Consider the following 20,737-nt stretch of genomic DNA (forward strand, 5'->3'; position numbering starts at 1 on the left):
CGCGCATCCTAACAAGCCAATCCGGCTTCGTCGCGCAAAAAAACGCCCGGTCTGACCAATGTCGGACCGGGCGTGAGGAGAGAGGCTGGTTGCCGCTACGGCTTATTCGGTCAGTGTGAAGTTCGCCTGCTGAAGCTGGTCAGAAGCGGTGCCGACGAACAGCGTGAATTCGCCGGGTTCCGATCCCCAGCTCATGTCCTGGCGGGTGAATGCCAGATCGGCGTCGGTGATGGTGAAGGTCACGCGGCGGCTCTGTCCTGGCTTGAGCATGACCTTTTCGAAACCCTTCAACTCCAGCACCGGACGCGTCACCGAACCGACCAGATCGCGGACATACATCTGCACGACTTCCTCGCCCGCGCGCTTGCCGGTGTTGGTGACCGTCACGGTCGCGGTCAGCGGCTGGCCCTTGCGCACCGATGCCGCGCTCAGCGTCACCGGCGAATAATTGAAGGTCGTGTAGCTCAGGCCGTGGCCGAACGCGTAAAGCGGCGTATTGGGCACATCCAGGTAGCGCGACAGATATTTCTGTTCGGCATTGTCCGGGGTGTAGGGGCGCCCGGTATTCTTCATGTCGTAATGGATCGGCACCTGACCCACCGTCCGCGGGAAGGTCATCGGCAATTTGCCCGACGGGTTGTAATCGCCGAACAAGACGTCGGCGATCGCGTGGCCGCCCATCGTGCCGGGATACCAGGCGTGGAGGATCGCATCGACATTCTCGTGCGCCCACTGCATCGTGTTCGGACGGCCCGACATGACCACGAGGATGATCGGCTTGCCGAGCTTCTTAAGCTCCTTGAGCAGCGCCGTCTGCTCGCCGGGGAAGTCCAGATCGGTGCGGCTGGCGGCTTCGCCGGTCTGGTCCCATTTTTCGCCCATCGCTGCGATGATGACGTCCGAATTCTGCGCGGCGGCGATCGCCTCGGCAAAGCCGGAGGTGTCGGTGTCGCCGATTTCGTAGCTTGCGCCCTTGGCATAAGTGATCTGGGGCGGATTCTTGCGGGCCTGCAACCCTTCGACCAGCGTTACCGGGCGCGTCTGACGGTCGCCCGCCGCCGACCAGCTGCCGATCATGTCGGTCTTGGAATTGCCCAGGGGTCCGATCACCGCGATCCGCTTGGCGGTGGCCGCCAGCGGCAGCGCGTTGTTCTCATTCTTGAGCAGCACCATCGACTTGCGCGCGACGTCGCGTGCAGCCTCGAGGTATTCGGGCTTGTAGAGACCGGTCTTCTGGCGGTTCAGATCCGAATAGCGGAACGGATCCTCGAACAGGCCCAGCCGGTACTTCATTTCCAGGATCGATTTCACCGCGGCGTCGATCCGTGCCATCGGCACCGTGCCATCGGCAACCGATTTGGCGAGGTGATTCATGAACACCGCGCCCTGCATGTCCATGTCGACCCCGGCATTGGCGGCCTGTTCGCCCGCATGCTTTTCGTCGCGCGAGAACCCGTGCGGAATCATTTCGTTGATCGAGGTATAGTCGGTGACGACGAAGCCCTTGAAGCCCCATTGGTCGCGCAAAACGTCGGTCAGCAGATGCTTGCTGCCGCTGGCGGGAACGCCGTCGACTTCGTTGAACGAGGTCATGATCGACGCCGAGCCGGCATCGATCGCCGCCTTGAACGGTGGCAGATACACGTCGCGCATCGTGCGTTCGGACACGTCGACCGTGTGATAGTCGCGGCCCGCCTGCGCCGCGCCGTAAGCGGCATAATGCTTGACCGTTGCGAGCATGGTGTCGAGCGCGCCCAGATCGTCGCCCTGATAGCCGCGCACCCGCGCCTTGGCGACGACGTTGTTCATGTAAACCGATTCGCCCGCTCCTTCGGACACCCGGCCCCAGCGCGCATCGCGACCGACATCGACCATCGGCGCGAAGGTCCAGTGCAGCCCTTCGGCGGTCGCTTCCTTGGCAGAGATGCGCGCGGCGCGTTCGATCGCTGCCAAGTCCCAGGACGCCGCCTCGCCCAGCGAGATCGGGAAGATCGTGCGGTGGCCGTGGATCACGTCATATCCGAACAGCAGCGGGATTTTCAGCCGGGTTTCGTTGACGGCCATGCGCTGGAGTTCGGTGGTATATTCGACCGTGTAGGCGTTGAAGAGCGCCCCGACCTTGCCCGCGCGGACATCCTCGCGATAGCCTTCGCGAAGCGTCGGCCCGGTCGATTCCAGATCGCTGGTGAGCAGCGTCATCTGGCCGATCTTTTCCTCCAGCGTCATCTTCGCCATCAGATCGGCGATAAAGGCATCCATCTTGGCCGTGTCTTCGCGCTGCCACCCGGCGGCGTCGACCTGCTGGGTCGCAGCAGGCGTCCGACGCTGCTGGTCGGCGTCGCGTGCCTGAAGCGGGGTGGCGAGGGCGAGGGCGGCGGCGAGGGCGGTCAGGCCAACCCCGATAAACGGACGCGCGGTCATGCGGTCTCCTTCTCTGCGAAACTTGTGGCGTTGAGTGTGACAGAAATCCCGCATTCGGAACGGAATGCGGTTCGAAATTGCGCGTTGGTCTTGCCAATCAACCCCCGCATTGGCAAGTGGAACACAATCGATTTCGACTAAGTAATTGAAACATAGTGATTATGGCCTGGGCGAATCGAGAGGGCACCACTGCCGGTAGAATCTGCTTGACCAATCGGGGTGCGAGCGAAGATTAACCGGGCATACGTATGCAACAAGCGGCGCGCCCACGACGATCGCGGTGACAGAATTTTCAGGGGAGACCATCATGACGTTCATTGAAAAGGATCGGCGCAGCCGCCGTACTCGCACCATGCGCCTTGCCGCCGCGCTGATGATCGGCACCGCCGCCAGCGCGGTCGCGGTGACACCCGCGCATGCCCAGACCGTCGATGCGTCGCTGCGCGGAACGATCCGTACCGACAATGTGGCAGTGACGCGGGTCACGGCGGTTGAGGTGAACACCGGCTATCGCCAGAACGCGTCGATCGCAGGCAACAGCTATAATTTCGCATCGCTTCGGTCGGGCACCTATCGACTGGAAATTACGCTGGCCGATGGCCTGCGCCAGACCGACCAATTCACCCTGTCGGTCGCGCAGCGCGCCGCGCTCGATTTCGATTTCACCGCTGGCGGTGTCGATAGCGCGCCAGTGGACACCACCGCCAGCACAACCGAAGATTTGGGGGCTGACGAAGGGTCGGTCGTCGTCATCGGCAACCGCATTCGCGGCATGGAGGGCGGCGAGGTCGGCACAACGATCTCGCAGCGGTTGATCGAGCAGCTGCCCCAGAATAACCGCAACTTCCTGGCCTTTGCCGATCTGGCGCCGGGCGTTCAGTTCGTCGAAGACGCGGTGAGTGGCCAGAGCCGGTTGCAGGGTGGTGCGCAGAACAGCCGTACCGTCAACGTGTTCATCGATGGCGTCGGTCAGAAAGATTACGTCCTGAAGAACGGGATCACCGGTCAGGACTCGTCGGCGGGCAACCCGTTCCCGCAGCTTGCGATCGGCGAATATCGCGTCATCAGTTCGAACTACAAAGCGGAATTCGATCAGGTCAGTTCGGTGGCGATTACCGCCGTCACCAAGTCGGGCACCAACCGATTCGAAGGGTCGGGCTTCATCGACTTCACCAATCAGGATTTGCGTGCGGCACGTCCGCAGGAGATCTTCCCGGCCAACCCGAGCGGGATCATCGAAAGCCGCGATCTGCAGTTCGGCGGTTCGCTGGGCGGCCCGATCATTCGCGACACGTTGCACTTCTTTGCGACTTATGAAGGTAAGCGGCGCATTTTCCCGCGTGACATTTTCCCGGGTCTCAGCCTGCCCGTCAGCTTCTTCCCGGCAGAATATCAGGGGGTTTTCGGGTCGGCGAGCCAGACGTTCAACGAAGATCTGTATTTCGGCAAACTCACCTTCGCGCCCACCTCGCGCGACCTGTTCGAACTTTCGGCCAAGTATCGTGACGAATCTGGCGAGGGGTTTGGGAGCGGCTCTAACGCTTTTGAGACGCGCACCAATACGTTGGTGAAGGAATGGCGCGGCCTGGCCAGGTGGCAGCACACCGCCGACAATTGGGTCAACGATTTCAAGGTATCGTACGAGGACGTAACCTGGGGTCCGAGTCCGGTCACGAACGCGCCGCGTCAGTTTTTCCGGACGCGCATCCAAAACCCGAACGGCACCTTCTCGGTTGGCGACGTCCTGAGCGTCGGGGGCGGCACCAACTTCCAGGACAAGGGGCAGACCGGCTGGACGGTCGGCAACGACTTTACCTATACCGGGCTAGAGGGGCATACTTTCAAGGTGGGCGTCAAGGCGAAGTGGGTCGAGCTGAACTCGCTTCAGCTGAATGCGGCCAACCCGACGCTCCGTTACTTCACCCCGCTCGGCGGAACGTTCAACGACACCACTCCCTATCAGCTGGTGTTCCAGGATCTGGCCGATGGCGATCCTGAAATCCGCTCGAAGAATTTCCAGTTCGGGATCTACGTCCAGGATGATTGGGTGGTTACAGACCGCCTGACGCTGAACCTCGGCCTGCGGTGGGATTATGAAGAGACACCGGCGTTCCTCAACTATGTACATTCGGCGGCACAGGTCGCGGCTGTTAGTCCCGCGCTTTATCCGAACCTGAACAACGCCAATTACGACATCAATGACTATATCTCGACCGGCAGCGAGCGGAAGGCGTTTCTGGGTGCTTGGCAGCCGCGTCTGGGCTTCTCCTACCAGCTCGACGAGCGGGGCCGTTTCGTTCTGTTCGGCGGCTATGGGCGTTCCTACGATCGCAACCAGTTCGATTTTATCCAGCAGGAGCTAGCGCAGGGGATCGGATCGTCGCGGACCTTCAACTTCTTCAACGCTCCTAACGAAAATACGCCGTGCACGCCGTCCGCGACCTGCATTGCGTGGAATCCGATCTATCTGACGCCGGAAGGACGCTCGACCCTGCTGTCGACCCTGCCTCCTGGGGCGGCGCGTGAACTGCGTTTCATCAACAACGACCTGAAAATCCCGTATTCGGATCAGTTCAGTCTGGGTCTGCGCACCCGGTTTGACATGCTGGAACTTGAAACAGGCTATTCCTACGTCACCAGCAAAGATGGTTTCGCCTATCTGAACGGGCGTCGCCGGCCGGACGGAAGCTTCTTTGGCGTCAACCCCACAACTGGTGGTCCTCAAACGCCGGGCGCGGCGTTCAACCCGCCGAACTTCTCGGCGCTGCTGCTCGGCGACAGCGGTCTGGAGACGCGCGCGCATTCGGCATATTTGAAAATGGTCAAGCGCTACACCGCCGCTTCGCCGTGGAGCTTGGACGCAACCTATACCTGGACGCGGGCTGAAGAAAACCGGACCTTCAACGAGTATTTCTCGCTCGATTTCCCGTCGGTGGAAGATTACCCATTCGCTCGCTCGTCCGGCGTTCGTACGCATCGTTTCGTGATGGCGGGCTCGGTCGATATTCCATATGGCATTGCATTGTCGGGCAAGTTCCAGATCGCTTCGCCGCGCTGGCTGAAGTCGCTCGTGTCGACGCCGGGAGCTCCGGCGTTCGAGGTGATCGCGGTAGAAGCCGACAGCAACGGCGATCGTTGGGGATATCGCCAGCTGGATCTTGCGCTTACCAAGAATATCGATCTGCCCTTCCTGACCGACCGGACGCGAGTGTGGGTGCGCGCGGACATCATCAACCTGATGAACGACCGCAACTACAACAGCTTCAACGCAACGACCGGCATTCGTAACAACAATGCGTTCGGGACCGACGGACCGCCGCGCACGATCAAGCTGTCGACCGGCTTCAATTTCTAAGCCGGGTTCATAGGGGCCGGTCCGCTTTTTTGAGTGGACCGGCCCCTTTTTCTTTGCCTGTTTTCCAAGGAGACGAATGGTGTCCATCCGCCCCCTCATCCTGTCGCTGTTCGCGGGCACCAGCCTTGCCGCTTGTGTGCCCTATGCCGCTGGCCCCGACAGTGCGGCACCTGCGCAAGCAACGCCCGGTAGCTTCACCATGTCCGCCGCGCAGGTCGCGTTTGCCGACGATCTTCAGCAGCGCACCTTCCAGTATTTCTGGGATACCACCGACCCCAAAAACTGTCTCGCGCCCGATCGCTGGCCGTCGAATCCCTTTTCCTCGATCGCCGCGACCGGCTTTGCGCTGACCGCTTACGGTGTCGGTGCCGAGCGCGGCTATGTCACGCGCGAAGCGGCGGCAGAGCGTACGCTCGCCTGCGTCGAATATTACTGGAACGCCAAGATGGGCCCGGCGGAGTCGGGCGTCGCGGGGCACAAGGGGTTTTTCTACCACTTCCTGAATTATGACGGGACGCGGCGCGGCAACACCGAACTGTCCAGCGTCGACACCACGTTGCTGCTGGGCGGCATCCTGTTCGCGCAAAGCTATTTCGACCGCGACACTCCGACCGAGGCGCGCATCCGCGACCTGGCCGAGCGCATCTATGGCCGCGTCGACTGGACTTTCATGCAGCGCAAGGCCGGCGATCCGCCCGCGGCCAACATGCCCAATTCGCGCGGGATCGCGATGGGGTGGAAGCCCGAGCGCGGATACGAACCGCATGACTGGATCGCCTATGACGAAGGGATGCTCGTCTATATCCTCGCGCTCGCATCGCCGACCCATCCGGTGACCAAGGAGGATGCCTGGGACAATGGCTGGGCGCTGGGGCTGGGCAAGCGCTGGGGCCGGTTCATGGGCCAGGAATATGAGGCGTTCGAACCGCTGTTCGGCCATCAGTACAGCCATGTCTGGGTCGATTTCCGCGGCATCACCGAGCCCTATATCGCATCGCGCGGGATCGATTATTTCGAGAATAGCAGGCGGGCGACGCTCGCCCACCGCGCTTACGGCATCGCCAATCCCGAAAACTGGAAGGATTACTCCGGCAACATCTGGGGCTGGACCGCCTCGGACGGGCCGAAGGGGGTCGATGGGCTGGTGGTGAACGGCAAGCCGCGAAACTTCATGACCTATTCGGCGCGCGGCGTCTCGCCGATGATCACCCGCGACGACGGGACGGTCGTCCCGACCGCGGCGGGCGGATCGGTGCCGTTTGCGCCGGAGGTGACCATCGACGCGTTGATGGCGATGAAGGAAAAATACGGCGATCGGCTCTACACGAAATATGGCTTTCAGGACGCGATCAACCCCAGCTTCACCTTCCAAGATCAGAACGTCACCACCGGCACCGTCTATCCCGATATCGGCTGGGTTGCGCGCGACCATCTGGGCATCGATCAGGGACCGATCCTGGCGATGATGGAAAATCACCGCAGCGAGCTGATCTGGAAAACGATGCGCAAGAACCCGCACATCATCCGGGGCTTGCGTCGTGCGGGTTTCACCGGCGGCTGGCTGGATCGGGCGCCTGCCGAGTGACCGGCGAACGGCGCGGCCCCGGTCGCGCCGTTTTCGCATCAACTTTTCGCACGCTCGTTGGTTGACCCGGTGGCGCCCGCACGAAACAAGGGCGCGAACCGATGGAGGGACCAATGAACGCATCGACCAAGCTGCTGGCGACCGTCGCAGGCGCGCTGTTGCTGACTGCGTGCAACCAGCAGGCCGCCGAGCCCGAAAACGTAACCGTCAACGAGGCCGCCGACACCACCAATTATGTCGCCGAAGTCGTGGCATTGAGCGAGCCCCAACGGCGCGGCGTGATGTTCCGCGCGATCCGCGACGCCGGGCTGCCGTGCCAGGAGGTGAAGACCGCCGAGATCGAGCCCGGCATGACCCCGACGACATGGCGCGCGGTGTGCGAGGATGGCCGCAATCACCTGATCGCGATGCAGGACAATGGCGATGCGACCGTGATGAGCGGGCGGTAGGACGCGCTGTGACCGACATGACCTATGGGCGTTATCTGGCGCTCGACGACCTGCTCGCCGCGCAGCATCCGATTTCGGACCGGCATGACGAATTGCTGTTCATCGTCATCCACCAGACCAAGGAGCTGTGGCTGAAACAGGCGATCGCTGAGATTGCGCTCGCGATCGATCTGGTGCGGCAGGACCGGCTGGTGGAGGCGTACAAGTCGCTGGCGCGGGTATCGCGCATTCAGGCGGTGATGACGCTCAGTTGGGACGTGCTGACGACGATGACGCCCGCGGATTACACGCGGTTTCGCGACGTGCTCGGCACCTCGTCGGGGTTTCAGTCGGACCAGTTCCGCACGGTGGAGGTCATGCTGGGGGTGCGCGACAGCGCGCGGCACGGGCCGATGACGGCGGAGGCGGCGGACAGGCCCAGCCTGTGGGACGAGGCGAATGCCGCATTGGCGCGCGCGGGCTTCGCCGTGCCGGGCGCCGCGCTCACCCGCGACTGGTCGCAGCCCTACGTCCCGAATGAGGCGGTCGAGGCCGCCTGGGCAGAGGTGTATCGCGACACCGAACGCTGGTGGGAACTGTATCAGCTGGCGGAAAAGCTGGTCGATATCGACGATGCGATGGCGACGTGGCGGCACAAGCACGTCCTGACCGTCAGCCGCATCATCGGCGGCAAGCGCGGGACTGGCGGGACGGCGGGCGTGCCTTATCTGGAATCGACCTTGTCCAAGCGGGCGTTCCCGGAATTGTGGTCGCTGCGGACGCTGTTGTGACCAGCTACAAACACCTGTTCGCGCGCGCGGTCGGCGCCGCGCCAGACCGGCTGCACCTGGCGGCGCACAGCCATCACCTGTGGCCCGACGCAAGCTGGCTGGGGCAGCAGGCCGCATGGGAAGACGCAGCCCGGCTCGCCGACCGCAAATGGGACCGGGTGATGGGCGAAATCTGGCCTGCGGCGCAGGCGCATGTCGCGGAGGAATTGCGCCTGCCCGAGCGCAAGAACGTGGTGTTCGCGGGCAATACCCATGACCTGCTGGTGCGGATCGTGTCGGCCATGCCGCGACGGCCGTTGCGCATCCTGACCAGCGACGGCGAGTTTCACAGCTTTCGCCGGCAGGTGGCACGCTGGGAAGAGGCCAGCGTGGTCGAGGTGACGCGGGTTCCCGTTGCCACTTCACTCCGCGCTCAGGCTGAGCCTGTCGAAGCCGGGTTGAGTTTCAACACCCTTCGACAAGCTCAGGGTGAGCGCGGTGGGCGGCGAGGGAAAGATATCGGCGAAGATTTCGCCACCCGCTTCCTCGCCGCCGCGCGGTGTGGCGACCACGATCTGATCTTCGTCAGCCAGATGATGTTCGGCAGCGGCACGCCGTTCACGGCGCTCAGCGAACTCGCCGACCTTGCCCGTCCCGACGGGCCGTGGGTGGTGGTCGATGGCTATCACGGCTTCATGGCCGTCGAGACCAATCTGTCTGCCGTCGCCGACCGGCTCTTCTATACTGCGGGCGGCTATAAATATGCGATGGCGGGTGAGGGGTGCGCGTTTCTGCATTGTCCGCCCGGCTTCGGGCCGCGCCCCGAAATCACCGGCTGGTATGCCGAGTTCGACGACCTGTCGCTGCCGCCCGGCATGGTCGGCTATGCGCCCGATGCCATGCGCTTCATGGGCGCAACCTTCGACCCGAGCGGGCTGTACCGGTTCGTCGCGGTGCGCGATATGCTGGCGCGCGAGGGGCTGACGACCGCAGCGATCTCCGCGCATATCGATGGGCTGCGCGCGCGATTGCTCGCCGCGCTGGACGGGACGCCGCTCGCACAGGCCGAGCCTATCAACGCCGACACCCGACCGACCGCGCGCTTCGTGGCGTTGCGTTCGCCAAAGGCTGCCGCATGGCGGGCGGAATTGCTGGCGCATGACGTCATCGTCGATGTCCGCGGCGACGTGCTGCGAATCGGGCTGGGGCTGTATCACGATGTCCGCGACATCGACCGCTTCGTCGAAATTGCGAACGAATTGAGCGATTAGTCAAAACGCTATTGCGAGCGAGTATCAAAATCACTATCGGCCATCCCAAGATATAGAATATCAAGGGGCCAGAGTTCATGTTTCGTCGTCAGTTGATCGCCGCGCTCGGCACCGGAGCCGCCCTGTCCGCCGCGCCCGCCTATGCCCAGCCGGTGTCCGACCCCGATGCGCCGCAGGAAGTGGTGGTCACCGGCCAGTATCTGACCGACGATCTGTCGCTGCCGCAACAGGTGCTGCCCCCGCTCGACACGCCGCAATCGGTGACAGTGGTCGAGGACGACCTGATGTCCGAACAGGGCAGGCGCACGCTGCGCGATGCGATGCGCAACATCACCGGCGTCAGTTTCCAGGCGGGCGAGGGCAATCCCCCCGGCGGCGGCGACGCATTCAACGTGCGCGGCTTTTCCGCGCGCGACGACATCTTCGTCGATGGCATCCGCGACCCGGGCAATTATTTCCGCGATCCCTTTTATGCCGAACGGATCGAGGTGACCAAAGGTCCGGCGTCGGCCTTTGCCGGGCGCGGCAACGTCGGCGGCACGGTGAACATCGTCACCCGCCAGCCCGAACTGGTCGAACGCGTGCGCGGCGAATTCGGCATCGGCACCGACAATTTCTATCGCGGCACCGCCGATTTCAATCAGGTGATCGACGCCGAGAACGGGGTTGCCGCGCGCATCACGGTGATGGGCCATTCGGCGGACGAACCGGGGCGCGACCATGTCCATAACCGCCGCTGGGCAATCGCGCCGTCGATCGGCTTCGGCATCGGCCAGGACACCAGCTTCATCGTCAACTACCTGCATCTGGAACAGGACGATCAGCCCGATCTGGGCATTCCGAACGCCCGCAATCTTTCGCTGGCGGGGTCGGGGTTCGAAGGGAAGCCCGCGCCGGTCGATCGCAACAATTATTACGGCTATTCGACCGATTATCGCGATGTCGTCACCGACACCCTGACCGGGCGGTTCGAGCACCGCTTCAACGACGTACTGACGTTCCGCAACGTCACCCGCTATGCCCGCGTCGGCAACGATCAAGTCGTATCGGGACCGCGCTTCGTCGGCAACGTCACCACGCTGAACGCGACGACCCAGGCGGTCGGCAACGCCAAACCGCGCGATCAGGTCGACCGGCTGTTCATCAACCAGGCCAATCTGACTGCCGAATTCGCGACCGGGGCGTTGCGTCACACGCTGGTCGCGGGTGCGGAATATGTCGACGAATCGAGCGAGAACCGCCGTCGCCTCGACGCCAACGGCCCCAACCTCAACCTGTTCGACCCGGCCTTCGTCGCGGCCCCGCGCATTCCGTATAACGGCACCCGCGCGCGTACCGATGTCGAGACGCTGGCATTTTATCTGTTCGACACGATCGAACTGGGCGAGCAGTTGAAGCTGGTCGGCGGCCTGCGCCACGACCGGGTGAAGAGCCGCGCGCGCGGGTTCGACGATAATGGAATCGCGCCCGGCTTCGTCACCGACCTGTCGCGCACCGACAATCAATTGTCGGGCAATGCCGCGATCGTGTTCAAACCGACGCCGTCGTCGAGCCTCTATGTCGCCTATGGCACGGCGTTCGAACCCTCGGGCGCGGTCGAGGTGGTTCAACTGGCGGGCGGCAACAGCAATGCGCCGGTAACTGCGGCCAATTTCAACGTCGACCCCGAAACCAGCCAGTCCTGGGAAGCGGGGGCCAAGGTCGATGTGATGGGCGGGCTGCTAAACCTGTCGGCGGCGGTGTTCCAGATCACCCGCGACAATGGCCGCACCCCCGGCATCAATCCGGGTGATCCCGCCATTGTTCTCGACGGCGAGCAGCGCGTGCGCGGCATCGAGGCGCAGATCGTCGGGCGCATCACCCCGCGCTGGAACATCTTTGCGGGCTATACCTATCTCGATGGCGAAGTGACCAAGTCGAACCGTGCGTTCGAGGTCGGTCAGAGGCTGGACCACACACCCGAACATTCGGCCAATCTGTGGACCAGCTATGCGCTGTTCGACGGGTTCGTGCTGGGCGGCGGTATCCAGCATGTGTCGAGCCGCACCAGCGACGTTCGCCAGTCGGCGACGTCGAACATCACCATCACCGCGCCCGCCTACACGGTGTTCGACGCGTTCGCCGAATATCAGATCAACGAGAATTTCGGGCTGCGCGCCAATGTCTATAACATCGGCGACGAACGGTATTTCTATTCGTTCGGCAGCGGCCAGTCGATCCCGGCGGCCTCGCGCTCGGCGACACTGACCTTGACGGTCGGCTTCTGATGCCGTCACGCTCGATCCCGACATGATGATCGAGATCGAGCGATTACTGGATGCGGAGTCGGTTCGCCGTCTCCGCGACCGACTGGCGGAGGCGCCGTGGGCCGATGGGCGGGCGACGGCGGGCTACCAGTCGGCGCTTGCGAAGGATAATGCGCAACTGCCGCAGGATTGCGTCGAGGCGCGCGAACTGGGGGCGGAGATTGCGGCGGCGCTGGCGGCCAACCTGCTGTTCCAGTCCGCCGCGCTGCCGCGTGCCGTCTATCCGCCGCTGTTCAATCGCTATGCCGGGGGGCAGGCGTTTGGGACGCATGTCGACAATGCGTTTCGCCCGATGCCGGACGGGCAGGGGCGGTTGCGGACAGACCTGTCGGCGACGCTGTTTCTGTCCGACCCAGCCGACTATGACGGCGGCGAACTGATCATCGAGGACGGGCATGACGGCAAAGCGATCAAGCTGCCCGCCGGGCACATGATCCTTTACCCCGCGACCACACTTCACAGTGTCGCCCCCGTGACCCGCGGCGCGCGCATCGCCAGCTTCTTCTGGATCGAAAGCCTGGTGCCCGACGCCGCACAGCGCGCGACCCTGTTCGACATGGATATCGCCATCCAGTCGCTCCGCCCCCGCGTCGGCGACCGTGACCCCGCGCTGATCGCGCTGACGGGCTGTTATCACAACCTGCTCAGAGGCTGGGCGCGCTGAGCGTTCACCAAACTGCCACATTGCGTCCCTAGGCGGGATGGGATTTCCCATTCTCCCGGAGAACCCCATGTCGCGTCCGTTCGAAACCATCGTCGAGGCACGCCTGTCGCGCCGGTCGATCCTGACCGGGTTGGGCGGTGTTGGCGCGACGGTGATGCTGTCGAGCTGCGGCTATAGCGGCGCGGGGCTGGGGAGCGGCACGGCGGCGGCCCCCGCCTTCGCCTTCACCCCGATTTCGCACGGGATCGATCGGAACCACCATGTCGCGCCCGGCTATACCGCCGACATATTGCTGCGCTGGGGCGATCCCGTAATGCCGGGCGCACCCGCCTTCGACCCCGCGAACCAGAATGGCGAATCGCAGTCGAGGCAGTTTGGCTATAATTGTGATTTCGTAGGGCTGATCCCGATCGACGCGAACCGCATGATGCTGGGCGTCAATCATGAATATGTCTCGACCGAACTGATGTTCCCGGACCTGTTCGACGCTTCGGGCAAGTTCGACCCCGCGCGTTACGGGCGCCGCCATTCGGAGGTCGAGCGCGCGGCGTGCGGGGTGTCGATGGTCGAACTGCGCCGCGATGGCGCGGGCTGGGCCCCGGTGATCGGAACGATGAATCGCAAGGTCGACATGCTGGCGACGCGCGTGGCGATTTCCGGGCCCGCCGCCGGCGACGCGCGGATGCGGACGGTCGCCGACCCGGCAGGGCGCACCGTCATCGGCACCTATGGCAATTGCGCGGGCGGACAGACACCCTGGCGCACCTATCTGACGGCCGAGGAGAATATTCAGTATCCGTTTTCCGGTGGGCTGCCTGAGGGTCATGCCGAGACGGTCAATCATCGCCGGATGGGCGTGGTGCGGGACGACGGCAGGCCCACGCGCCCCGGTGAAGGACGATTGGGTTGGGCGGCGTTCGATCCGCGCTTCGACATCGGCCGGGACCCCAACGAGGCCAATCGCTTCGGCTGGATCGTCGAGATCGATGCGCTCGACCCCAACGCGGTGCCGAAAAAACGCACCGCACTTGGCCGTTTCGCGCATGAAGGAGCGGAAACCATCGTCAATCGCGACGGTCGGCTGGTCGTTTACATGGGCGACGATGCCCGCAACGAATTTCTCTATCGCTTCGTCAGCAGGGACCGGGTTAGCGACGATCGCGCGGCGAACGCCGACCTGCTCGACCACGGCGTACTGTCGGTCGCGATCTTCGACGAAGACGGCATGCGCTGGGTGCCGCTGGTGCACGGCACCGGCCCGCTGACGGCGGAGAACGGGTTCGCCAGCCAGGCGGACGTGGTGATCGAGGCGCGGCGTGCGGGCACGTTGCTGGGGGCAACGCCGATGGACCGGCCCGAGGATGTCGAGGCGCATCCATCGAACGGCCGCGTCTATGTCATGCTCACCAACAACACCGATCGGGTGCAGCCCGATGCCGCCAACCCGCGTATCGCCAATCGCGACGGCCAGATTCTCGAACTGGTCGCGCCGGGTGGCGATCATGCCGCCGACCGGTTCGACTGGGAAATCCTGGTGCTGTGCGGTCGCCCGAACGATCCCAAGGTCGGCGCGCGCTGGAACGCGGAGATATCGGACAGCGGCTGGTTCTCCTGCCCCGACAATTGCGCATTCGATCCCGCCGGGCGGTTGTGGATTTCGACCGATCAGGGTTCGAACTGGCCCAACAGCGGCACAGCGGACGGATTATGGGCGATGGAAACCGAAGGGGAGGGCAGGGGCACAGGACACATGTTCTTCCGCGTGCCAGCGGGCGCCGAAATGTGCGGACCCCGCTTCACCCGCGACGGGCGGCATTTGTTTCTGGCGGTTCAGCATCCGGCGGCCGATGGCATGGACAAGTGGCCGGCGTTCGGACGGCGCTCGACCGCCGTTGATCCCGCGCATCGCTGGCCGGATTTCAAGCCCGACATGCCGCCGCGCCCGTCGGTCGTGGTGGTGCGAAAGGACGATGGCGGCGTGATCGGGGTTTAGGGGGCGACCAAACCGGGCTCCGACGGGCTCAGCCTGAGCGCTGGAGGGCACCAAGCTCCGTTCGTTTCGAGCGAAGTCGAGAAACGCTCGCGTGCGCCAGATTCACGTTTCTCGACTTCGCTCGAAACGAACGGTCCGAGAGGGATTGACCTCCCCCCAGCGCTCAGGCTGAGCTTGTCGAAACCGGATGAGCCTTGCGCCCGTCCGACCGCCAGGGCGGAATCAGTTACCGCTTCATCCGCACCAGCGCGGTGTCCAGTGCTTGCAAGAACGCTGACCGGTCCTTGCCCGAAAAGGGCGCAGGCCCGCCGATCTGGTCGTCGCCCGCGCGCAAATCGGCCATGATCGCGCGGGTCGCGATCGCGGCCCCGATCGAACTGGTCGTGAACGGCGTGCCGTTGGGCTTGAGCACCGTTGCGCCGGCCTTCAGGCAGCGGTCCGCCAGCAGGATGTCCGCCGTGACCACCAGCTTTGCCGCATCCGACCGTTCCGCGATCCAGTCGTCGGCGGCGTCGAAGCCGTCGCTTACCACCACGCGGTCGATCAGCGGGTGATCGGGAATGCGCAGATACTGGTTGCTGACCAGGGTCACAGGCACCGCGTGGCGCCAGGCGACCTTGTAGATCTCATCCTTTACCGGGCAGGCATCGGCATCGACCAGGATATGCGGCGTGCCGCTCACCGGGCGCGGGGTGGTCCGCCGGGACGGCGATTGCCGCCGGGTTTGTTGCCGCCACCCTTATAGGGCGTGGGGCTGTGGCGCGGTGCGCCTGCACCGGCGTTACCGCGCGGTGGACCCTTGCGATGGGGCGAAGGAGCCAGCCGTTCGCGCGGGCCACCCCCGCCGCGTGCGCCGGGCTCGGGTGCATCGGGCGCGGGTTCGATGCGGACATCGCCTTCGTCGCCATCCTGTCCCGCAGTCCGCGCAAGTGCGGCGCTGAACTTGTTCGCGATGGCGCGCGGAATCTGAAAATGGGTCTCGTTCGGGCCGATGCGGATCGCGCCGACTTCGTTGCGGGTGATGTGCCCGCGACGGCACAGCAACGGCAGGATCCAGCGCGGATCGGCGTTCTGGCGGCGACCGATATCCATGCGGAACCAGATCGTGTCGTCGAAACCCGGACGGTGGCGTTCCTGTTGAGCCGCCTGCCGCGCTTCGGGTGAATTGGGGATGAGTTCCTCGGGCTGCGGCATCGACGCGCGGTGCGAGCGAACCAGCGCGGCGGCGATATCCTCTGCCGGACGCTCGGCCATCAGCCGTTCGGCGAGCGCGCGATCCTCATCATCATATTCCTGGGGTGCGAGCAACGCGGCGATCAGGCGCTCGCGGTCCTGCACCCGGATTTCTTCCGGCGTCGGTGCGGAAATCCAGTCCGCTTCGATCCGCGCGCCGCGCAGCATCGATTCGACCCGGCGACGGCGCGGATAGGGAACGATCAGCACTGCCGTCCCCTTCTTGCCCGCGCGGCCCGTGCGGCCCGAGCGATGCTGCAACGCCTCTGCATCGCGCGGAATTTCGACATGGATGACCAGGCTGAGCGTCGGCAGATCGATGCCGCGCGCGGCGACATCGGTCGCGACGCAGACGCGCGCGCGGCGGTCGCGCAGCGATTGCAGCGCATGGTTGCGCTCGTTCTGCGAATGCTCGCCCGACAGCGCCACGGCCGCAAAGCCGCGTTCCTGCAACGTCGCGTGCAGATGCCGGACATTGTCGCGGGTCGCGCAGAACAGCATCGCCGTTTCGGCTTCATGGAAGCGCAACAGGTTGATGACGGCATGCTCGATCTCCGATGGGGAGACGGTCACTGCCTGATAGGCGATATCGCCATGCCCGCGGTCGTCGCCGACGGTGGAGATGCGAAGCGCATCGCGCTGATAGCGTTTGGCCAGCGCCACGATCGGACGCGGCATCGTTGCCGAGAACAGCAAGGTACGGCGCGTATCGGGCGCAGCGTCGAGAATCTGTTCCAGATCTTCGCGGAAGCCCATGTCGAGCATCTCGTCGGCCTCGTCGAGGACGACCGCCTTCAATGCCGACAGGTCGAGCGCGCCCCGTTCGAGGTGATCGCGCAACCGTCCCGGCGTGCCGACGACGACATGCGTGCCGTGGGACAGCGCGCGGCGTTCCTTCGATGCGTCCATCCCGCCGACGCAGGTCGCGATGCGCGCGCCTGCCTTGCCGTACAGCCACATGAATTCGCGGCTGACCTGCAATGCCAGTTCGCGCGTCGGTGCGATGATGAGGGCGATCGGCGCGCCGGGCGCGGCCATCCGGCCTTCATCGCCCAGCAGGTCGGTGGCCATCGCCAGTCCGAACGCGACGGTCTTGCCCGACCCGGTCTGCGCGGAGACGATCAGGTCGCGGCCCGCGGCTTCGGGTTCCAGCACCGCGGCCTGGACCGGGGTGGGGGCGGCATAGCCACGCGCTTCGAGCGCTTCGGCGAGCAGGGGGGGGAGTTCGGCAAATGACATGACGGCAATAATCCAACGATGCCGCATGGGGGCGGCGAAAAAATAAGAAACGGCCAAATCACCGGCGTTGATCGCGCGAAACCCGACGCACGACACCGATGATATATGGCGATCCCCTATGATGTTCGCCGGGCCACTGCGCGTCACGATCTCTGCGGATCGCCAATGCGCCGATACTGATAAGCGGTGGTCGGGAAGAGAGGATTCGAACCTCCGGCCCCTGCCTCCCGAAGGCAGTGCTCTACCAGGCTGAGCTACTCCCCGACGGAGTTCCGGTCATGGGCGCATATTCGCGCGACCGGTGCTTGGAAGGCGCGCCTATACAAAGCGTGCCTGTGCCGTGCAAGTGGGTCTGCGGCCTTTTCCCGGTCAAGTCCCGGCGGGCGTGCGCGCGGCTCCCAGCATTTCGCCGACGACCACGAATTTCTCGCGCGGAGAACCGTCGCGCGCGGCGGCGATCTCTGCCGAATCGATATTCTGCCAGTCGCGAAAGGTGACGACATCGACGCCGCGCGTCGCCAGCAACCGATCGAGCGCGGGGCGCCCCTGCTTGCCGCCACCCTCACCCACATCCTTGGCGATCTTTTCGACGATCGCGAAGCCGTCGGGGCGGTTGGTGCCGATCGTTCCCGAAGGCCCGCGTCGCGCCCAGCCGACGGCGTAGAGCCCTGGCAGGATGCGCCCCTCGTCATTGGCGAAGCGCCCGGCGCGTGCGTCATAAGGCACGCCGTCGATCGGCGGGGTGCGATATCCGATGCAACTGACCACCAGCCCGGCGGGGATCGCATAGGTCTCCCCCGTCCCGGCTGCGCGGCCGTCAGCATCGAGCGCGGTGCGTTCGACGATGATCCGTTCGGCGCGGCCTACGCCCTCGATCGCCACCGGCATGGCGAAGAAATCGAATGCGATACGGACCGGCTTGGCATCGTCCGGTCCCTTGGTCGCATAATCGCGCAGATGGGTGACCGACTTGCGCTGGCCTGGCTCGAGCGCCGCGTCGTCCTCCGCGGGGGGCAGGTCGCCCGGCTCGACCAGCGGCGTCGCCCGCTCCAGATGGCCGAGTTCGCCCAGTTCCTTGGGCGTCATCGCGATCTGGTGCGGACCGCGCCTGCCCAGGAGTGTGATCGTGTCGATCCCCGCACCCTCCAGCGCGGCCAGCGCGTGGTTGACGATATCCGATCCAGCGAGTTCGGCCGGGCTCTTGGCGAGGATACGCGCGACGTCGAGCGCGACATTGCCATTGCCGATCACCACCGCGCCCGGACCGTCGAGCGGCGGTGCGAGCCCAGCGAAATCCGGGTGGCCATTATACCAGCCGACAAACGCCGCCGATCCCACTACGCCGGGGAGGTCGCTGCCGGGAATATCGAGCGGCCGATCCGCAGGCGCGCCGGTCGCCAGCACCACCGCGTCGTACAGGTCGCGCAGTTCGTCGATCGTCACGTCCGAACCCACCGTCACATTGCCGACGAAGCGGACGGTGTCGGTCAGCGCCGTCGCCTCGTACCGGCGCGACACGCCCTTGATCGACTGATGGTCGGGCGCGACCCCGGTGCGGATCAGTCCGAAGGGGACGGGCAGCCGGTCGATGATGTCGACCCGCACCTCCTCCCCAAACGCCTTTTGCGCGGCTTCGGCGGTGTAATAGCCCGCCGGTCCCGATCCGATCACCGCGATATGTCGCATCGATGCGCTCTCCCGTTACGGAGGCGATGCTAGAGGATGGGGCGGGGGTGGCAAGGGGCCGGACAACGGATGGCCAAACCCTCCTCCGTTCGTTTCGAGCGAAGTCGAGAAACGTGAGCTAGGCGCTTGGGTTGCGTTTCTCGACTTCGCTCGAAACGAACGGAGAGTGTAGTTCAGGGCACAGCCTGCCGCACCGTCACCGGCGCGATCGCGATCCCGTCGCCCTGTTTCCCTGCGGGCAAGCGGCCCAGCACGCGCCCGCTCGCGAAATCGACCTCGGCGATCCGGTCGATCCCCGTTTCCGCGACATAGAGCCGCGTGCCGTCGTCGGAAAACAGGATCGTCACCTGGCCGAATTCCTTGGTCCGCCCGACCGGGATCGTCCGCACCACCGACCGCGTTGCAGTATCGATGACCGAAAGGTCGCCGCTTTCCAGATTGGAGGTCACTGCATGACGGCCATCGGGCGACACCAGGATGCGGATCGGGAAATTACCGACCGCGACGCTGCCCAATTCCTTCATCGTCATCGCATCGAATTCATGCACGCGGTCGCCGCCGCGGTCGGCGACCCACAGTCGGCGGCCATCGGGCGACAGCGCCAGTCCCTCGGGTTCCTTGCCGACGGGCGTGTCGCCGATCTTGCGCATCGCCGACAGGTCGATCGCGGTGATCGATTTCGACCCCATGTTCGCGACCCAGGCGCGGCGTCCGTCGGGAGAGACGGCGACCATGTGCGATCCCTTCTGACCGGTCGAAACCTGCTGCACCCGCTGGCCCGCGCCGTCCTTGGCCGCGCGCACCACCGCGATCGAATCGCTGCCCTCCGCGGTGGCGACGATGCGCCCGTCCTTCGTCCAGACGAGGCCGTGCGGGCGCAGGTTGGGCGCGATGTCGATCCGTTCGATGAGCGTTGCAGACGCGACGTCGAAAATGTCGATCGTCTGCCCGCCATAAGCGACCACGGCTGCCCGTGCGCCATCGGGGGAGATCGCGACTTCATGCGGCGCCTTTTCGGTTTCCACCCGGCGTATCTCTCGCCCCGATTTCAGATCGACGAAGCTGACCGTATCCTCGCCCTTGTTGCCGATGACGAGCGTCTGCGCGCTGGCGGGCAAGGCGAGAGTTAGGGCGGCGGTGAGTAAAAGGGCGCGCATGAGGTTCTCCGATAATGGGATTACCTTACCGCCACAGAGTTGGAGGGCAATGGCGCGCCTCACCCGCAACGTCACTCTGGATCTGTTCCGGGGGCCACCGGGCTGCTTGCGCGAACATTAAAGCTACTTGCCTCATCGCCTGCCACCCGCTGGACCCCGGAACGAGTCGCGGTGACGATGTGTGTAAGGGCGTACTTACTCCTCCAACCGCTCGCGAACGGTTACGCTCGCGCTCACCTTCCAGACATCGCCGAAATCCTCGTGCGTCAACTCGTCGGGCTGGTCGCCGCCCAGTGCGGCAATGATGTCGGGCACGGTATTGCTGTGCCCGACGATCAGCACCTGCCCGTGCACCGCCTTCAGCCGCGCGATCAAGGCGTCGGTGTCGGCGGGGTCGTAGGTCTGAACCTCCAGCCCGCGCGCCGCCGCGATCGGAGCGGCGGTCTGCTGCGTTCGGCGATAGGGGGTGGCGAAGATCGCGGCGATGGGCTTGCCCTCGAACCACGCGACCAGCGCCTTTGCCCGTGCTGCGCCTACAGGGAGCAGATCGGGATCGCGCTCGCCCTTGGGCGTGTCGAGGTGGCGCATCACTTAACGCGCTGGGGTTTCCTGCGCGGCGGCGGGCGAGG

Annotated in this window: 14 protein-coding genes and 1 tRNA gene; 8 read left to right on the forward strand and 7 right to left on the reverse strand. The window is 64.6% G+C overall.

All coding sequences use genetic code 11. From position 1 onward, the window contains the following. Window positions 1–102 precede the first annotated feature (102 nt). Complete coding sequence (gene bglX / locus ACX0GZ_RS05775) at window positions 103–2,421, reverse strand: beta-glucosidase BglX (RefSeq protein ID WP_458814277.1); 2,319 nt, start codon at window positions 2,419–2,421, stop codon at window positions 103–105. Window positions 2,422–2,917: 496 nt separating this feature from the next. On the opposite strand from bglX, the gene ACX0GZ_RS05780 reads away from it, so the two are divergent. The 8 genes from ACX0GZ_RS05780 to ACX0GZ_RS05815 all read left to right on the forward strand — a co-directional run bounded on the left by ACX0GZ_RS05780 (window position 2,918) and on the right by ACX0GZ_RS05815 (window position 14,793). Beyond that, the gene (locus ACX0GZ_RS05780; RefSeq protein WP_458814279.1) at window positions 2,918–5,776 is read left to right on the forward strand and encodes a TonB-dependent receptor domain-containing protein; all 2,859 of its coding nucleotides are present in this window, start codon (window positions 2,918–2,920) and stop codon (window positions 5,774–5,776) included. Between the two features lie 79 nt (window positions 5,777–5,855). Then, a complete protein-coding gene (locus ACX0GZ_RS05785; protein ID WP_458814281.1) occupies window positions 5,856–7,361 on the forward strand; it encodes a glucoamylase family protein in 1,506 nt (501 codons plus the stop codon). A gap of 113 nt (window positions 7,362–7,474) precedes the next feature. Further along, a complete protein-coding gene (locus tag ACX0GZ_RS05790; protein ID WP_458814283.1) occupies window positions 7,475–7,810 on the forward strand; it encodes a hypothetical protein in 336 nt (111 codons plus the stop codon). 17 nt (window positions 7,811–7,827) lie between these two features. Then, a complete protein-coding gene (locus ACX0GZ_RS05795; protein WP_458814352.1) occupies window positions 7,828–8,580 on the forward strand; it encodes a tryptophan 2,3-dioxygenase in 753 nt (250 codons plus the stop codon). After that, complete coding sequence (locus ACX0GZ_RS05800; RefSeq protein ID WP_458814285.1) at window positions 8,577–9,830, forward strand: aminotransferase class V-fold PLP-dependent enzyme; 1,254 nt, start codon at window positions 8,577–8,579, stop codon at window positions 9,828–9,830. The genes ACX0GZ_RS05795 and ACX0GZ_RS05800 overlap by 4 nt, the downstream gene beginning before the upstream one ends. Before the next feature lie 77 nt (window positions 9,831–9,907). Beyond that, window positions 9,908–12,097 carry a TonB-dependent receptor gene (locus ACX0GZ_RS05805; protein ID WP_458814287.1) on the forward strand — a complete coding sequence of 730 codons (2,190 nt, stop codon included), beginning with the start codon at window positions 9,908–9,910 and terminating at the stop codon, window positions 12,095–12,097. Between the two features lie 22 nt (window positions 12,098–12,119). Further along, the gene (locus ACX0GZ_RS05810) at window positions 12,120–12,800 is read left to right on the forward strand and encodes a Fe2+-dependent dioxygenase (RefSeq protein ID WP_458814289.1); all 681 of its coding nucleotides are present in this window, start codon (window positions 12,120–12,122) and stop codon (window positions 12,798–12,800) included. 67 nt (window positions 12,801–12,867) lie between these two features. Then, window positions 12,868–14,793, forward strand: a complete 1,926-nt coding sequence (locus ACX0GZ_RS05815) for a PhoX family protein (protein ID WP_458814291.1) — start codon at window positions 12,868–12,870, stop codon at window positions 14,791–14,793. A gap of 226 nt (window positions 14,794–15,019) precedes the next feature. Here ACX0GZ_RS05815 and ACX0GZ_RS05820 read toward each other — a convergent pair whose 3' ends face one another. The 6 genes from ACX0GZ_RS05820 to ACX0GZ_RS05845 form a co-directional block, all read right to left on the reverse strand. Continuing rightward, a complete protein-coding gene (locus ACX0GZ_RS05820; protein WP_458814293.1) occupies window positions 15,020–15,475 on the reverse strand; it encodes a YaiI/YqxD family protein in 456 nt (151 codons plus the stop codon). Further along, complete coding sequence (locus ACX0GZ_RS05825) at window positions 15,472–17,265, reverse strand: DEAD/DEAH box helicase (RefSeq protein WP_458814295.1); 1,794 nt, start codon at window positions 17,263–17,265, stop codon at window positions 15,472–15,474. Before ACX0GZ_RS05825 ends, ACX0GZ_RS05820 begins: the two co-directional genes overlap by 4 nt. Before the next feature lie 187 nt (window positions 17,266–17,452). Continuing rightward, window positions 17,453–17,529: transfer RNA gene (locus ACX0GZ_RS05830), tRNA-Pro, on the reverse strand. A gap of 105 nt (window positions 17,530–17,634) precedes the next feature. Then, the gene (locus ACX0GZ_RS05835) at window positions 17,635–18,951 is read right to left on the reverse strand and encodes an FAD-dependent oxidoreductase (RefSeq protein WP_458814297.1); all 1,317 of its coding nucleotides are present in this window, start codon (window positions 18,949–18,951) and stop codon (window positions 17,635–17,637) included. A 173-nt stretch (window positions 18,952–19,124) separates the two neighbouring features. Beyond that, window positions 19,125–20,108: a YncE family protein gene (locus ACX0GZ_RS05840; RefSeq protein WP_458814299.1), complete on the reverse strand. Its 984-nt coding sequence runs from the start codon at window positions 20,106–20,108 to the stop codon at window positions 19,125–19,127. A gap of 195 nt (window positions 20,109–20,303) precedes the next feature. Then, complete coding sequence (locus tag ACX0GZ_RS05845) at window positions 20,304–20,696, reverse strand: SixA phosphatase family protein (RefSeq protein WP_458814354.1); 393 nt, start codon at window positions 20,694–20,696, stop codon at window positions 20,304–20,306. Window positions 20,697–20,737: the final 41 nt, after the last annotated feature.

Source organism: Sphingomonas aestuarii, from assembly GCF_054457155.1.

Bases quoted from the DNA above. Each gene is read 5' to 3' on its own strand.
- bglX (WP_458814277.1), bottom strand. From the start codon at position 2,421: ATGACCGCGCGTCCGTTTATCGGGGTTGGCCTGACCGCCCTCGCCGCC.
- ACX0GZ_RS05790 (WP_458814283.1), top strand. From the start codon at position 7,475: ATGAACGCATCGACCAAGCTGCTGGCGACCGTCGCAGGCGCGCTGTTG.
- ACX0GZ_RS05795 (WP_458814352.1), top strand. From the start codon at position 7,828: ATGACCTATGGGCGTTATCTGGCGCTCGACGACCTGCTCGCCGCGCAG.
- ACX0GZ_RS05805 (WP_458814287.1), top strand. From the start codon at position 9,908: ATGTTTCGTCGTCAGTTGATCGCCGCGCTCGGCACCGGAGCCGCCCTG.
- ACX0GZ_RS05810 (WP_458814289.1), top strand. From the start codon at position 12,120: ATGATGATCGAGATCGAGCGATTACTGGATGCGGAGTCGGTTCGCCGT.
- ACX0GZ_RS05815 (WP_458814291.1), top strand. From the start codon at position 12,868: ATGTCGCGTCCGTTCGAAACCATCGTCGAGGCACGCCTGTCGCGCCGG.
- ACX0GZ_RS05825 (WP_458814295.1), bottom strand. From the start codon at position 17,265: ATGTCATTTGCCGAACTCCCCCCCCTGCTCGCCGAAGCGCTCGAAGCG.
- ACX0GZ_RS05835 (WP_458814297.1), bottom strand. From the start codon at position 18,951: ATGCGACATATCGCGGTGATCGGATCGGGACCGGCGGGCTATTACACC.
- ACX0GZ_RS05840 (WP_458814299.1), bottom strand. From the start codon at position 20,108: ATGCGCGCCCTTTTACTCACCGCCGCCCTAACTCTCGCCTTGCCCGCC.
- ACX0GZ_RS05845 (WP_458814354.1), bottom strand. From the start codon at position 20,696: ATGCGCCACCTCGACACGCCCAAGGGCGAGCGCGATCCCGATCTGCTC.